At 41.3% G+C, this 15895-nt stretch carries 9 protein-coding genes; 7 read left to right on the forward strand and 2 right to left on the reverse strand.

Annotated features, from left to right (window positions below; all coding sequences use genetic code 11):
* Positions 1-617: 617 nt before the first annotated feature.
* The 6 genes from ACWXWT_RS16165 (at position 618) to ACWXWT_RS16190 (ending at position 10673) form a co-directional block, all read left to right on the forward strand.
* Positions 618-2237 carry a methyl-accepting chemotaxis protein gene (locus tag ACWXWT_RS16165; RefSeq protein ID WP_456042606.1) on the forward strand — a complete coding sequence of 540 codons (1620 nt, stop codon included), beginning with the start codon at positions 618-620 and terminating at the stop codon, positions 2235-2237.
* 325 nt (positions 2238-2562) lie between these two features.
* The gene (locus ACWXWT_RS16170) at positions 2563-6261 is read left to right on the forward strand and encodes an ATP-binding protein (protein ID WP_456042607.1); all 3699 of its coding nucleotides are present in this window, start codon (positions 2563-2565) and stop codon (positions 6259-6261) included.
* Positions 6261-6914 carry a condensin complex protein MksE gene (locus tag ACWXWT_RS16175; protein WP_456042608.1) on the forward strand — a complete coding sequence of 218 codons (654 nt, stop codon included), beginning with the start codon at positions 6261-6263 and terminating at the stop codon, positions 6912-6914. Before ACWXWT_RS16170 ends, ACWXWT_RS16175 begins: the two co-directional genes overlap by 1 nt.
* A complete protein-coding gene (locus tag ACWXWT_RS16180; RefSeq protein WP_456042609.1) occupies positions 6911-8131 on the forward strand; it encodes a phosphoenolpyruvate carboxylase in 1221 nt (406 codons plus the stop codon). The genes ACWXWT_RS16175 and ACWXWT_RS16180 overlap by 4 nt, the downstream gene beginning before the upstream one ends.
* Positions 8132-8162: 31 nt before the next feature.
* A complete protein-coding gene (locus ACWXWT_RS16185) occupies positions 8163-9143 on the forward strand; it encodes a DUF7281 domain-containing protein (protein ID WP_456042610.1) in 981 nt (326 codons plus the stop codon).
* A 270-nt stretch (positions 9144-9413) separates the two neighbouring features.
* Positions 9414-10673 carry a dicarboxylate/amino acid:cation symporter gene (locus tag ACWXWT_RS16190; RefSeq protein ID WP_456042611.1) on the forward strand — a complete coding sequence of 420 codons (1260 nt, stop codon included), beginning with the start codon at positions 9414-9416 and terminating at the stop codon, positions 10671-10673.
* Positions 10674-10797: 124 nt separating this feature from the next.
* On the opposite strand, the gene ACWXWT_RS16195 is transcribed toward ACWXWT_RS16190, so the two are convergent.
* On the reverse strand, positions 10798-11790 hold the full coding sequence (locus tag ACWXWT_RS16195; RefSeq protein ID WP_456042612.1) for a class 1 fructose-bisphosphatase: 993 nt from the start codon (positions 11788-11790) through the stop codon (positions 10798-10800).
* A gap of 173 nt (positions 11791-11963) precedes the next feature.
* Between ACWXWT_RS16195 and ACWXWT_RS16200 the strand changes: the two genes are divergently transcribed.
* A complete protein-coding gene (locus tag ACWXWT_RS16200; RefSeq protein WP_456042613.1) occupies positions 11964-14270 on the forward strand; it encodes a S9 family peptidase in 2307 nt (768 codons plus the stop codon).
* A gap of 140 nt (positions 14271-14410) precedes the next feature.
* Here the strand turns inward: ACWXWT_RS16200 and arcA are convergent, their stop codons facing one another.
* Complete coding sequence (arcA, locus tag ACWXWT_RS16205; RefSeq protein ID WP_456042614.1) at positions 14411-15127, reverse strand: two-component system response regulator ArcA; 717 nt, start codon at positions 15125-15127, stop codon at positions 14411-14413.
* Positions 15128-15895: the final 768 nt, after the last annotated feature.

A 15895-nucleotide genomic window follows, 5' to 3' on the forward strand; every position in this document is an offset into this window, starting at 1 on the left:
GTCTCTCAGGTTTTTCAATTCAAGGCACATTGATGTAGAAATGGTTGTTGCCTTTTAAATCGATGTAACACAGAAGTGGAATACCTGAGAGACTCCATTCTGGCGGGTTTCAAAGTCCTTTATGCTTTGTTAGATGCTTTCAAAATACGACTGCATGGTCTATTTTTTTCCATAAAAAATACGCCATTCTCACCATGGTAGCCAGATGCAGGAAATTGGGGCAACGCAGGACTAGTTGTCTATAACAACTAGCCCTATAACCTATTACTAGCATAGAGGGTGCAGAACTCCAGCTGAATGACAAGATAATTATTGGAATTGGTGTAACGATTAAAGACGCTAATATATTAGAAAAATTCAAGTAAATGACGTTCAGGTCGATAGTTATTTATGTCAGAAAATCGTTTTGTACGCCGTGAATATGGTCCATTAACAACGATTTGGTATCCATAAAGAGTATTGGCTTTATCGATATATTTCATATTTTGTCCGGAATTATCAACAGCACGACAACCTCAAGGATTGAGATGAGGCTCGATTTTTCTCAATAACCGTATAGCCGTTTGAGATGTTTCACATTTTTTATGTTCAGTTGATTATCGCTTGGGGGCGCTGTTATGAGTTGGTTTAGTAATATGTCAATTTTTAGAAAGGTAGGATTGATTTTTATTTTATCGGTTATTATTTTTGCCGTTAACCTTGGTATTAGTACCGTTGCAATTAATAAAAATCGCAATACGTTGTCATTTATGGAAACTAAGGTTGCGCAACGTGTTGAACTTGCAAATCAGAACGTCATTTATGTGCAACGTTTAGATGAGTTATATATACAGGCAGTATCATTTGCCGATGAAGACTTGCTCAGTAACGCAGAAAAAACCTTTCAATCTCTTAAAGGTAACTTAACTAACCTAACCGATTTAGATTCAAAACAAGCAAGATTGTTATCTCAATTATTACAAAGCCTGAATGAATACAATACCATGACATTGTCCTTAGCAAGAGGAATGCTCGATGGCTCAATTGATATGGCAAATGTTGGAGGGATTAGTCAGAAAAAAGCCAAGATTTTTGACAATCTAACGAGTGGGATCACTGCTTATAAAGCCGATAAAATCGCGGAATTTAGTTCTACTATTAAAGAGGCTGGTGATCGTTCTGAACACAGTTTATATCTTTCATTTGGTATCGGTACTGCGTTATTGATATTTATGATCATTGTTACTATTTCTATTGCGAGATCTATCAGTGGAACTGCTGGAGATGTTGCTAATTCATTGGGAGAATTAGCTGATGGTAAAGGTAACTTACGCCATCAACTGGCTGTGACGGGGACCGACGAGTTAGGTCAAGTATCCAGTAATTTTAACCGTTTTTTACGTTTGCTTGCAGACTCTATTCAACGAGTGGTTAGTGTCACAAAACCATTATTAGACAGTGCATCATCGTTAAAAGAGCGTATGACCGTTGCCACTAACGCGACCAAACAACAAAGCAATGATGCTAAAACTGTGCATATGTCAATGGAGGACATGCGCCATTCAGTAAATGAGATTTCGCAACGTGCTCAACAAGCCGCAGAGGCCGCTCAAGTTGCGGAGCAAGAAGCGACAGAAGGCTTAGCTGTAGTACAACGTACGGTGAGAATTTCACAAGAACTTAATTCAGGTATTGAACTTGCGTCAAATTCTATTAATGAGCTAGCCAAAGACACCGAAAGTGTTGGTTCAATCCTAAATGTGATCACCTCAATCGCAGAACAAACTAATTTACTTGCGTTAAATGCCGCTATTGAAGCTGCTCGAGCTGGTGAACATGGACGGGGTTTTGCCGTTGTAGCTGATGAAGTTCGTGCATTAGCGTCCAAGACAGCTGATGCTACCAAAGAGATCCGTGGTGTACTTGACCAATTGAAAATTGCGGCTGAATCGTCGGTCAGCACTATGGATGTGGCGATAACCAAATCATCAGAAAATGAACGTTTTGCCAAAGATACAGGTGCAGCACTCAGCTCAATTCAATCAAAAATTGTCAGCATTAATAGCATGAACACTCATATCGCCTCCGCTACTGAACAGCAATCTTTGGTGGCTTCGCAGGCTGCCAATAACGTTGCTGAAATGAATGCATCATTCGAACAAACTCTCGGTATTCTTGCTGAAGTGCAGGATATTTCAGAAGGACTAGATGGTTTTGCCAATGAGCTTAGGCATGCAACCTCACAATTTAAACTGTAGTTTCGATTTAAATTAAGCCCCATTATGATAAAAAGCGCAGAGAGAAATCTCTGCGTTTTTGCGTCTGCTCGACCTTTACAGACGGAGGGGAATTTATACAACAAAGGAACCTTTATTACGAATAAACCATTTTTGACGGTTAACGGCATTGTTAAGCGCCATTTTTTAATTATTTAGCGTATTATAAAGCCCATTTTTGTGGTTGAAAGTTGCCTCCGGTCAATGTTTGTTTTAGGTTAATTGAATCGAATAAATAGGCGTTATTTTTCAACTGTATTTTTGCTTCGTGGTCACTGCAATGTGAGTTGTTTGGAAAAGGATTATCATGCCAAGCTTGATTAGAATCGTGTTAATTAATACCCACCTACCGGGTGTGGTCGAACTGTTATTAAAGGGTCACACCAATATTTGTGGTACCAATGCGTCTGGTAAAACAACGTTACAACGATTGGTGCCCGTTTTTTATGGCGAGTATCCCAGTCGCGTAGTGCCGTCAACACGTGACAGTTTCGAACGTTGGTATTTACCCCATGACTCCAGCTACATTATTTATGAATACCAAAAAGATGACGGTTTACTTTATCAAGCCGTGCTAGCGTCGGCAGGTGACGGTAAAGGAGTCAATTACCGTTTTATCGCCCGAGGTTTTGAATTAGAGCATTATATTAAATCACGTAATGGCGACACGATTATTTGTCATTCGATGGCCGAATTAGGCCGCGAAGTAAAACGCGATGGTATTGCTCATACCAATTTAATTAATACCCGTGAGTTTCGTGCGATCATTCAAAATGATCGCAGCTTATTAAACACTGGTAGCAATCGTAATGAGCTGCGGACATACGCGCGACAATTCTCATTATGCGACGGTGAACACTCCCTGCGTCATATTGAAAAATTGGCTAAAGCGGTTCACTCTAAAGAAGGTAAAATGGAAACGGTCAAATCAATGATCGCGGCCATTTTAGAAGAGGATGGGGTTAACCCGCCAACGTCTAGACTGAACCCACAGCGGGTTGAAACTTGGATACGTGAGAGTCAATTAGTCCAAGGCTTTGAGCAAATACGCCCGGAGTACGACAAGCTTGAACAAGAGTTTAATCAACTATTAAGTGCAGAATTACGTTTAGCTAGTTTGTCCCGTGGCTATCGAGACGATGAAACCCTTGAAGCCGAGCGTCAAGATCGCAATCAAACTCTAGGCAAAGAGCTCAATCTTAAATTGCGCTTACTCGATGATGAATGGAAAGACATTCGTGATGAATTAAACCAAGAATTATCTGCCGCCAAAGGTGATGTAGGCAAGTTTGAGGATGAGCTTGATGCAATTGAAGACCAGCATGCGGCTTTTTTAGATGCCGATATTGAACAAGCTAAAGCGGATTTAGACAATTTACCCAATTGGCGTAGCGACGTTGAAAACCTTAACGAGCGTCACAAGCTACAAACCGAAAAGCATCAAGATATTGAGTCTGCTTTTAATGCCAGACGTAATAAAATTGCCGAACAGTTACATCGCGAACTCGAAACATTACATGCTGAACAGGACACTCAACGGGAAGCTCGTGACAAGCAGCGCGAGTTAGCTAACGACGATCTGGCTAAACTTGAGCAACAATGGCGCGATCAAACCGACGCAGGTAAAGCCAAGTTCAGCGAGCAAGAATATCAGCTTAAGTTAACGGCTGCCGAGCTTAAGCATCAAGTTGACGGTGTGACTTACACCGAAGATGAAAAAATGCGTTTGGCCATTTTTGATGAGCGCATCAGCTTAGCCGACGAAGAGCAAGAAACCTGCAACCAAAAAGTGGAACGCTTAACCACAGAAGAGCGTAAACAACGAGCCAAACGCGACCAAGCTAATGAAGCACTGCGCATTGCCAGTATTCGTATTAACGAGCGTGAAAACACCAAAGAAGAACTGCATCATATGCTGTTTCCACAGTCGCATACACTGTTGGAGTTTTTACGCAAAGAAGCGCAAGGCTGGGAACAGTCATTTGGTAAGGTCATCGCTCCTGAGCTATTACATCGCAGTGATTTACACCCAAGTTTGGCAAAAGACAGTAGCGAAGCTTTGTTTGGGGTGAATCTAGATTTAAATGCCATTGATGTGCCGGAATATGCTGCAACAGAGCAAGACTTGCGTATTCGTTTTGCTAAAGCTGAAGAGGCATTGAAAAGCGCCCAAGAAATGCATGCGGAAGCCGAAGATCAACTGGTGGCAATGAATAACGCCCTTGATGTGATTACCCGTGAGCTGACATTTGCGCGCACAGCCTATAAAAACAGCCGTGAAGATTTACGTCGCCTATTTGATGAAAAACGCAGCGAACAACAAAAGATTAACCAAGCCGTAGCCGATCGCAAAACCGAATCAGGCAAACGATTAGTACAGCTCGATAACGAACTAAAACAGCTTCATAACCAGCATCTTGAATGGCTTGCAGAACAAAAAGAGCAAGCACTTGAAGCACGCATGGACAAAAACGCTTACTGGCAAGAAGTGGTTGGCGCCATTGATAACCAATTAGGCCAAATTAAAGCCAATATAGAGCAGCGCCGGTTGACGGCTAAAACCGAACAAAAAGCCTGTGAAACTTGGTATAAAAACGAACTTAAATCTCGCGGTGTCGATGAAGGCACTATTTTGGCACTTAAAAAGCAAATACGCGATCTTGAAGCCAAAATTAGCCAAGCAGAACAACGTCGTAGCGATGTATTACGCTTTGATGATTGGTATCAACATACTTGGTTAACGCGTAAGCCAAAACTGCAAACTCAACTTGCTGAAGTCAAGCGTGCCGCATTAGAACTTGAGCAACAATTAAAAGCCAAAACAGCTGACATTAAACAGCGCCGCACTACGTTAGAAACCGATCGTAAAGCCTGTGATGCCGCTCAAGTTGAGGCGTCAGAAAACCTCACAAAACTGCGCGCGGTAATGCGCAAACTCGCTGAGCTTAAATTACCACCTAATAACGACGAAGCCATTGGTGGCATAGGCGAGCGCCTACGCCAAGGTGAAGACCTGTTGCTAAAACGCGACTATTTAATGGGTTCTGTTAAGCAATATGTAGAGCACTTTGATTCGGTCATTGCCAGTAAATCAGGCTCGAGTTTAGCTGAGTTTTGGGAGCGCGCCCGTGATGAATCAAGCTTTGTTAGTGACAAAGGTATTCGCTTACTCGACTATCGCAAATTAGTGCCACAACTTGAACAACTACTGAATGTCATGGTGCCGCAATCGTTGATGGCTATTCGCGAACAAGGGCGTATTTTTGGTATTGATTTAACCGCGTTTTATGACGTGTTAACCGATATCGATCGCCGAATTGCCAGCCAAAGTGCTCGTATTACTCGCGAAGTCGGTGAAGAGTTATTCCTCGATGGCGTGTCTGAATCAGCCGTGCGCATTCGGTCACGCATTAGTGAACTTGAGTTTTGGCCTGAACTGGAAGTGTTTGTAAAAGCCTTTAAAGCTTGGAAAGCCGACGGCTTTAGTCAACTCCCTGACGAGCATTACACCAATTCAATGCGCCGCGCCTTAGACATTATTGGTCGTGCAGCGCTAACCGGTGGCATTGCTAAATTGCTCGAAATTGAGCTACGGCTAAAAGAAGGTAATAGCGACTTAATTATTCGTACTGACCGTCAGCTAAACGAGTCATCTAGTCACGGCATGGCGTATTTGATTTTATGTAAATTCTTATTAGCATTTACTCGCTTATTACGCGGTAAGGCAGACGTGACTATTCATTGGCCAATTGATGAGTTGGGAACATTGCATCACACCAATGTGAAGAAGATTTTTGACGCCTGTGAAAATAATAATATTAGCGTATTAGGTGCTTTCCCTAACCCTGAATCTGAAGTGCTAAACCTGTTTGCTAACCGCTACATCATTAATAAACAAACTAAAAAACTGCAAGTTGTGAAGCCCCAAGCCAATCCGTTAGCGGCACGTTTATCGCAACATAATGCAAAAATAGCGAACGCAGAGACGACTAAGGAGCACATCTAATGTCAGGCGAAAATGAAACAACCTTAGTGGGTACCAGTGCGTTAATTGAACAACTGCTTCGCGGTGAGTTTATTTGCCGAGTCACCAACGAAGATGGCTGGCGCGCGCTGAAAAATAACAGCACTCGTGAGCGAGTAGAAAGCTACTTAAATCAAATTAACCGTACATTGGCCAGCGCTGGTGAAGGTGAAGTGTTTTTTTGCGGTTACTTACAATTGGGTGATGCAGAGCGGAAAGTTATTTCATCGCAGTTTAAAGACATTTGTTCGGCGCTTATTCCGCTGGTGGAATGGTTGGTACTGGTACAAGAAGCTAGCGGCCAAGATGCACCATTAAGCGAAGGCGCGCCCATTCGTTTAACCGATTTACAAGCACGTATTGAAGACACGCCAGCGTTTAGAGAGCAATTGGCTAAGTTGAGCCAATATCGTTTATTTGGCTCAACAAGTAGTAATGTCGACGGCCAAATTAAATTAGTCTTTAAACGTTTGGTTGAACTGGGCTACCTAAGCAAACCGAACAGTGAAAAACAGATTTATATTGCTACCGGTAAGCTTGATTATTTATATGAAGTGATCCGTTTTATTGATGAAACCGAAGGCTTAAGCCTTGAGGCACAGGCAGAAACGGCAACTCAAAGGGATCTGATATGAGCAGCAACTTACACCAAGCTGGGGTAAAACTGCTCAAACAACTCGGGCGGCATGCCGATGTCATCATGGATGCGTATTTGGCTGGATCGATTAGTGACTCAACCCATGATGCTGGCGTTATCGAAAAACTTAAAAAAAGCGGCATTTTATGGCGTCCAGAACCGGATCAAGAATTGCGCTTAAAGCGTTCAGTAAGGGCGTTACTTGAAGAGGCGTTAAGTGATGAGCGTAATCGTCAAATTGACTCGAATGTAGGCTCATCCCTTGCCACCATTAAAACCCTTGCCGATCATTACAAAGAAGCGCGTCATAATGTTGATTATAGCGCCGCTGAAGCCTATTTGGCCGACTTGAATGAGCATGTCTACAGTTTTACTGACAGTTTGCGTTATTCGATTAGGGTGTTGTGGAGCCGGATTAATAACGAGTTTGGTTATGTGGGAACCATTAGTGCCAAAATTCGCGAGAATGAATTAGCCCAGAGCCAAGTATCGGATCTACTCAACGGTTTAGAGATGTTCCAATTTAGTGAGCTTGGTGAAATTGCCGGTGACATTCGTGAATTGCGCCGACTGTTGATGACAAGTTTGCAAGAAACCTTAAGTCAGTGCACCCAAGAATTAAGTATTGTTCAAGGCCGATTATATGAATTACTGGGCCGATTTAGACAAATACAAGGACGCACAAGATTACTGAAAGGCTGGCTATTACACACTGACATGCATCCCGATTATCAAGTTGATAACCATGTTGGTCACAAAGCTGTGCCGAGTTTATTTAACTGTGCTGAAGCCTTATTAGCACCCGCAAGTGTTGATGTGAGTAATCCGCATCATGAGCTCGAACTAATGAGCATAGTCGCGCAGGTGAAAGCGATTAGCCGTGATGCTTTACCGTCAGTTGTTCGCGATCAAAATGTGACTTTTGAAATGGGCGATACTGAAGATTTTGATATTCCAGAAAATCCACTCAAAATAGCAGTTGATGAATATTTCTGCGAAGTGATTGATTCTGGTTTACGTCAATCGGCACTGAGTTATTTAACTGAGAAACAACTGCAGTGGGATGCTGAAAGTTGGCTTTATCAGGTGATTGGCGGCTATGAAGGGCTGGCTGATGAGCATAAAAATTACTTTGAGCTGGAGCCAATAGGTAAGCCTGATCCTGTCTATAACGGTAATTTTATTATTCATGATGTTGAGTTATGGCTAGCCTAGGTTAGTCGGCGTGTTTACATAAGGACGGGTTATGGCATCACTTTCAAAACAGCAGCTTAATTTAATCGCCAATGTGGTGGTTAAGCGAGTGGCGAAAGTGAGCTATAATCGCAATTGGCAATTCATTTTTGCCTTGTTTGAAATCGGGAATGTGAGTCCATCTGGCAAACATTTAGAGTTTCTCCCAAAGGATTGGGACTTACTTAGAGAAATGACCTTAAAAGATTCAGGACTGGATATTCTTGAGCTCGATTTTGATGTGCCTCGTCAACAAATGTCGCAGCTCAGCGCCAATGAGAAATACGCCAATATCAGCCCAGAAGCTGATTATGTATTAATTAAATTGGCGCCTAGCGTATCTAAAAGCCTAGTGACTGGCTTAGTGGCCGATTTAGTTTCGGTGCATCACTGTTCATTACGGTTAAAGGTCGACAATGCGCTTGCGCTTTGTCAGCAACTCAATCTCGCTAATCTCGTCGTGGTCGAAAACCTCGACAGTTTTGATAACTTTTTTGATTATGTATTTGCAACCGATTTGCAGGCCATTATCAATAATTGTGTGGTGTTGTACCGCGGTAGTCATGATCATTCACCCGCAGGTCGAAAGCGTTTTCTACACCAACTTAGCTCAACTACGATAAATATCATTGCTTTTACTGACCTTGATCCCGCTGGGCTGATGATTGCCAATACGCTTGAGTCGTGCCGCAGTATGCTTGTACCGACGTTGGCACTGGAATCGCCTGAAAAGTTATTAGCGATAACGCAAGTAAATTCAACGGCTGACTTTCATAAACAACATAAGCAATGGACTTATCTTAATGGATTATTGTTTCAGTCTGCATCGACATTGACAGCAAATGAACATGCGCCATCGGGCTCGTCATCTACAGTATATTATCCGCAATGGTTAACGTTAGTTCACTGGCTTGGGCGTAATAATGTCAGTATTAAGCAGCAACATATGTTGGCTAACTCTTTACCACTCAGTTTGTTAAACATTCGCCAGTAATTCTTTACTCACCACCTAATTCCGTTGCATCCATTTTAAGTCATTCACTTTACTAAACTAATCCATCCTTAATAACCTAACCACTTGTTATATAGTGTTTTTATAGTCGCTAAAAACTAAGCGATTATTTAGTAACCATTTTTGTTAATAAGGTGATTGAAATATGTTGCGCTATGACTCAGTATTTCAACGATCGAAAAGTATAAACACCAGGATTGGTATAACAATAATCAGCAACAGAAGTTGCCATTTCGAATGGGAAATTAGTACATGACAAAATCACTTTCAGCACGGATCTTTATCGGTCTATTTTTAGGTGTTCTACTGGGCAGTTTTGTCCAGTTTGCACTCGCCGACAATACCTTTTTTGGCGGAACATTAGTGACCTTTGCAAGTGGCATTGGCACCATGTTTGTTAACATGATCATGATGCTCGTCGTACCTTTAGTGTTTGTCAGCATTGTTTGTGGTGTGTGTGAGTTACAAGATTTAAAAAGCTTTGGTCGTTTAGGCGGTAAAACTTTTGGCTTTTATATTATTAATACCATGGTGGCGATCACAGCAGCCTTTGCTGTTGCAATGGTGTTTGAGCCTGGTAAGGGCGTGGATATGTCGAGCAGTGGTTCACTGGATATTACCGCCACAGAATTACCCGACTTAATGTCGTTAATTGTTAGCATTGTGCCCAATAATCCATTTTCCGCTTTTACCTCTGGCAATATGTTACAAGTGATTTTTATGGCGCTGCTAATGGGCGGGGTAATAAAATCAATGGGTGCCTCGGTTGAAGGTGCGGTTAAAGGTTTTCAAACAGCCAATAAAATCATGATGCGTTTAATTTCAGTGGTCATGAGCCTAGCGCCTTACGGTGTGTTTGCATTAATGTTTAAACTAGGTGCGACCTTAGAGCCTGAAATTTTTGTTAGTGTGGTTGAATATTTAGTGCTTATTTTGGCATTGTTGTTGATTTGGATTTTTATCGTATACCCATATTCTGTCAGCTTATTTACCCCCATTTCGGCGAAAACCTTTCGCGACAAAACCCAAGAGCAAATTTTATTCTCGCTATCAACAGCCAGTTCTAATGCCACCATCCCTGTCACTATGCGCACATTAACCGACAAGCTTGGTGTGAGTAAAGCGGTTGCTGGTTTTGGTGTGCCACTAGGCGCGACCATGAATATGGGCGGAGTATCGATTTATATTACTATCGCTATTTTCTTTGTTGCCAACGCCTTTGGTATGCCAATCAGTAATGATCAAATCCCATCGTTATTATTCAGTGTGTTTTTACTGTCAGTGGGCGCAGGTGGTGTACCTGGCGGTGGAATGGTGATGATTGGCGTATTGATTTATCAATTAGGATTACCTGTCGAGGCGTTTGTTATTGTTGCTGCATTAGATCGTATTATCGATATGGTACTAACGTCATGTAACGTAGTGGGTGACACCGCGGTATTAACTATTGTTGATCAAACTGAACAAGCACATCAATTAAACAATAAAAAATCTGTTACTGATAATGAATAGTATGATGATGTAATCTATGGTGATGAAAAGCAGTTCAATGGGCCATTGAACTGCTTTTTACGTTAAGGGCTAAAATGTATATGTAGATTGTTTGACAAGCGTTGTTACCCTTAACAGAGGCCTGTTAGTCAATTGATGGCTCTTCACTGTAATCAATACCGTGATAGCTCAAGCAGGTGTCAACTTCATTAGTGCTGCCTAAAATCACTGCCACGCGCTGATGGATTGCCGTTGGCTGAATATCTAAAATTGTTTCATAACCTGTAGACGCTTTACCGCCAGCCTGCTCAACTAATAATGCCATTGGGTTCGCTTCGTACATTAAGCGCAATTTGAAGGGTTTGTTTGGATTTTTATTATCTGTCGGATAAGTAAAAATACCACCACGACATAATACACGATGCACATCGCCCACCATTGCAGCAATCCAACGCATGTTAAATGATTGCTCGCGTGGACCGATTTCACCGAGTAGTAAGTCAGCAATGTAAGTTTGCATTGGTGCTTCCCAAAAGCGCTGATTTGACATGTTGATAGCAAATTCTGCTGTGTCTGGAGTTATCTGCACGTTATCGTTGGTCAGTAAAAACTCTTGGCTGTCTGGATCCAGAGTATAAAACTGAGTACCTTTACCAGTGGTTAACGCCATCATGGTAGATGGTCCGTAGAGTACATAACCCGCCGCGACTTGTTTGCGGCCTGCTTGTAAAAAGCTTTGCTCGTTTAACTCGCCTGTAGGCGCTGGCAATACTGAAAAAATGGTACCGACAAGTGAATTGATGTCAATATTCGATGAACCATCTAGCGGATCAAAACACACTAGGTATTCACCTTGGGCATTGACTTCAACTACATAATCTTCTTCTTCAGACGCTAAGCCACGCACATGGCCGTCGGCTTTAAGCGCATCTTTAAGCATATCATTGGTGATCACATCCAGTTTTTTCTGGGTTTCGCCTTGCACATTTTCATGATCAGTTGCACCTAAAACACCTGCTAATGCACCGTGACGAACGGCGCCGCTAATGGCTTTTGATGTATCAGCTAAGGTTAACAGTAATGTTGTTAAAGACGCATTTACGGCTTGTGCGCTAAGGGTTTGTGCCAAAGTCTGCATGATTTTTCCTATGAGATTTTGCGAGGTTGAGGTTAAGGTCGATGTCATTAATTCTTATGTGTAAATGATACCCCACAATGAAGCTAATTTCAGCGATTGTTATCTTGGGTTTTGGTTTTGCTACAAATTAAGGCAAAATGTGGGCGGATTGAATTGCCTAAGGATTAATAATAATGACAACAACATGGAAACATCATGCTTTAGCGGCAGTGTCTGCCGTGCCACTTCTTTTTACCAGCTCGACTTTTTCGGCAACAGCAACAACCCATACAGGCAGCATCATGAACTCATCAACCACAGCTACACTGACCGCGATCAAGGGTAATACTATGCCTTTGAGCATTGAGCGCATTCACGCATCGCCAGCATTAGCGGGTTCAAGTCCTCGTGGGTTGGCATTGTCACCAGACGGAAAGAGGGTGACCTATTTATCGAGCCGAGCAGATAACCAGCATTTTTATGATTTATGGCAAATGGATATCGCCACAGGCAAGCGCAGCATGTTGATTAATGCAGATCAATTAGAAGGTGGGGAATTGTCTGATGAAGAAAAAGCCCGCCGCGAACGCCAACGTATTTATGGTCAAGGGATCATGGAATATTTTTGGTCTGAAGACAGCGCCAGTATTTTAATTCCTGCTGCGGGTAAACTGTATTTATATGATGTTGCTAATAATGAGGTCGCAGAGCTAGCAACCGGAGATGGTTTTGCCACCGATGCGCGTTTGTCTCCAAAAGGTCACTTTGTATCATTTGTGCGCGATCAAAATTTATATGTATTGTCGCTTGAAACTAAACTCGTCACCGCCCTAACTATTGACGGTAAAGGGCCGATTAAAAATGCCATGGCTGAGTTTGTCGCCCAAGAAGAAATGGATCGTATGACTGGATATTGGTGGGCGCCAGATGAGTCGGCCATTGCTTTTACGCGTATTGATGAAACGGGTGTTGAGTTAGTGACACGCAATGAAATTTATGCCGAAGGCATTAAATTAACCGAGCAGCGTTATCCTTATGCAGGTAAGGCCAATGTTGAGATCGCGTTAGGAGTGGTGAGTTTAAAAGATCGCAATATAAACTGGATTGATTTAGGCAAACAAAAAGATATGTATTTACCACGTGTTGATTGGTTACCAGATAGCCAACATGTGTCATTTCAATGGCAAAGCCGCGATCAGCAAACACTGGATTTACGCATCGCTTCCATAGCCAACCCGAAGCAAGCTGACACCGTGATTGAAGAACGCAGTAATGCTTGGGTTAACTTAAACAAAGATTTGCACTTCCTAAAGCAACAAGCAGCCTTTATTTGGGGCTCTGAACGTGACGGCTTTAATCATTTATATTTATTTGATTTACAAGGAAAGCAGCTTAAACAATTAACCCAAGGTGATTGGGTGGTTGATGCGCTTGAATTTGTCGATGAAGCGACAGGTTGGGTATACTTTAGTGGTCGTAAAGACAGTGTGGTTGAGCGTCATTTGTATCGAGTTAATCTTAATAAAGGCATGGGCTCCATTGAGCGAATTAGCCAAGAATCAGGTATGCATGAAGCTGTTTTTGCTGATAAAAAGCCAGTTTATTTGGATTATTTTAGTAGTTTACAGCAACCACCGCAAATCAGTTTACACAATGACAGTGGTCAATTATTGGCGTGGGTTGAACAGAATGAAATTAATGCTGAACATCCGTTATATGACCTTGCTGGTTTATGGAAGATGCCAGAGTTTGGTCAATTAAGCGCAGAAGATGGTCAGCCTTTAATGTATCGTTTGTTTAAACCGGTTCCTTTTGATGCGGCCAAACAATATCCGGTAGTAGTGCGCGTATACGGCGGACCACATGCTCAGTTGGTCGTTAACAGCTGGAGCGAAGCCGATTATTTTACTCAGTATTTATTGCAGCAAGGCTATGCCGTATTCCAGTTAGACAACCGTGGTTCGGCCCATCGAGGTACAAAATTTGAACATGTGATTTATCAGAACATGGGGGATGCTGAGGTCAACGATCAAAAAGTAGGTGTTGATTACTTGCGTAGTTTGCCATTTATTGATGGTGACAACATCGCTATTTATGGCCACAGTTATGGCGGTTATATGGCATTGATGAGTCAGTTTAAAGCACCTGATTATTTTAAAGCGGCAATATCAGGTGCGCCAGTTACTGATTGGCGTTTATATGATACTCATTATACCGAACGTTATATGGGTAACCCTGAAACCAACAAAAAAGGTTACGACGCCAGTAGCATTTTACCTTATGTGAAAAATTATCAGTCAGGCTTATTGATGTATCACGGTATGGCGGATGATAACGTATTGTTTGAAAATAGCACTCGTGTTTATAAAGCGTTACAAGATGAGGGTAAATTATTTCAAATGATGGATTATCCAGGATCTAAGCATTCAATGCGTGGCGAGAAAGTGCGTAATCATTTATATAAAACCTTGGCGGCTTTTTTAGACCAACAGTTAAAATAATCGCTTAGCTAAATTGTTTTGCTTGATTTCTTAATTAGATAACTTAATTAGATATGTTAATTAGATTTCTTCGTAAGAAAAAAGGCAATAAAAAACCAGGTGATTTACCTGGTTTTTTTATTGTGATTAACGTTAGTTGTTTACGCTTCTAAGTCACCACAAAAACGATAGCCTTCACCGTGAATTGTCGCGATGATTTCTGGCGTGTCTGGCAAGCTTTCAAAGTGCTTACGGATACGACGAATGGTCACGTCAACGGTACGGTCATGAGGCTTTAATTCACGGCCGGTCATTTTTAATAATAAATCAGCACGGGTTAAAATCTTGCCTGGGTTTTCAACAAAGTGAAGCATTGCACGGAACTCACTGCGTGGTAACTTGTAAGACTCACCTTGTGGGTTAACCAAAGAACGGCTATTGATTTCTAAGCTCCAACCGTTAAAACGATAATACTCAACAGAACCTTTTTCTTCAGTTTCAGCAGCAGCATTATTCACACGAGTAAGTAAGTTACGTGCGCGAATGGTTAATTCACGAGGGTTAAATGGTTTAGTGATATAATCATCAGCACCAATTTCAAGACCTAAAATTTTATCAACTTCGTTGTCACGACCGGTTAAGAAAATAAGCCCAATATTATTAATTTCACGTAGCTCACGGGCTAACAATAAACCGTTTTTGCCTGGTAAATTAATATCCATAACAACTAAGTTAATCTTATTGTCTTGCATGGCTTTGTGCATTTCTGCACCGTCATTAGCTTCGGTGACTACATAGCCTTCAGCTTCAAAAATACTGCGTAATGTATTACGGGTTACTGCTTCGTCTTCAACAATCAGAATGTGCGGGTTTTGCATGATAATTACCTAATTTTATAAAATTCGATTCTAGCCATCGCAAGCTAGTAAATTGCAATAGTTTTTTAGCTAATATGCTAATATTCCGGTATTTTTTGGTGTTTATCTATGTCTGCCCTGAACTAAACACTCTATATAAACTCTGTATGTAACTCATCATATTAGTTACTGAGTCTGCTTGCGTCGATTAATGCCCATTATGCAAATTTGCTGCTTATGCATGACGGTATAAAATTTTTTTGTATCCAATATACTTACTATGAATGCAATTAAGAAAGATAGTTCCTTCTGTAGCAAATTTATTTAACTGCAACAATGTTCATTAAATGTAAGTCAAATTTAGCAATAATGTAAACTTTACATCAATAAACCATCGCCTCAACAGCCAATTTACTGTGTATTTGAGGGATATGTAGCTAACTTTGCATAATGATTTAATAGTGCGTGGCGCTTATTGTACTCGTTTTAGGCATTTGTTAACAAATTAAATGTTAAAAAATTAATATAACTTCTAAACATTTGAAAGTATAAAATATTAAAGTATTAATATTAAAGGATTTAAAAATGTTGTTATTGTGATTTAGATCCCAAACCTTTTAGACGTCCAATCTATCTGCTAAACTGATTTTGGCTTAATTGACGACCCTGTAACAGATTCTGTGTAACTACCTAATTTATATATAATCTGAAATTCGTTCTTCAAATTCAATAATAAAGCGATTCAGTGCCGGTTTCCAGTTTCTAATCGGCATTGTCCATTTCTTCGAT

Source organism: Shewanella sp. A22 (genome assembly GCF_053850585.1).

Excerpts from the sequence above, each read along its gene's own strand:
- ACWXWT_RS16165 (WP_456042606.1), top strand. The coding sequence starts at position 618 with ATGAGTTGGTTTAGTAATATGTCAATTTTTAGAAAGGTAGGATTGATT.
- ACWXWT_RS16170 (WP_456042607.1), top strand. The coding sequence starts at position 2,563 with ATGCCAAGCTTGATTAGAATCGTGTTAATTAATACCCACCTACCGGGT.
- ACWXWT_RS16175 (WP_456042608.1), top strand. The coding sequence starts at position 6,261 with ATGTCAGGCGAAAATGAAACAACCTTAGTGGGTACCAGTGCGTTAATT.
- ACWXWT_RS16180 (WP_456042609.1), top strand. The coding sequence starts at position 6,911 with ATGAGCAGCAACTTACACCAAGCTGGGGTAAAACTGCTCAAACAACTC.
- ACWXWT_RS16185 (WP_456042610.1), top strand. The coding sequence starts at position 8,163 with ATGGCATCACTTTCAAAACAGCAGCTTAATTTAATCGCCAATGTGGTG.
- ACWXWT_RS16190 (WP_456042611.1), top strand. The coding sequence starts at position 9,414 with ATGACAAAATCACTTTCAGCACGGATCTTTATCGGTCTATTTTTAGGT.
- ACWXWT_RS16195 (WP_456042612.1), bottom strand. The coding sequence starts at position 11,790 with ATGCAGACTTTGGCACAAACCCTTAGCGCACAAGCCGTAAATGCGTCT.
- ACWXWT_RS16200 (WP_456042613.1), top strand. The coding sequence starts at position 11,964 with ATGACAACAACATGGAAACATCATGCTTTAGCGGCAGTGTCTGCCGTG.
- arcA (WP_456042614.1), bottom strand. The coding sequence starts at position 15,127 with ATGCAAAACCCGCACATTCTGATTGTTGAAGACGAAGCAGTAACCCGT.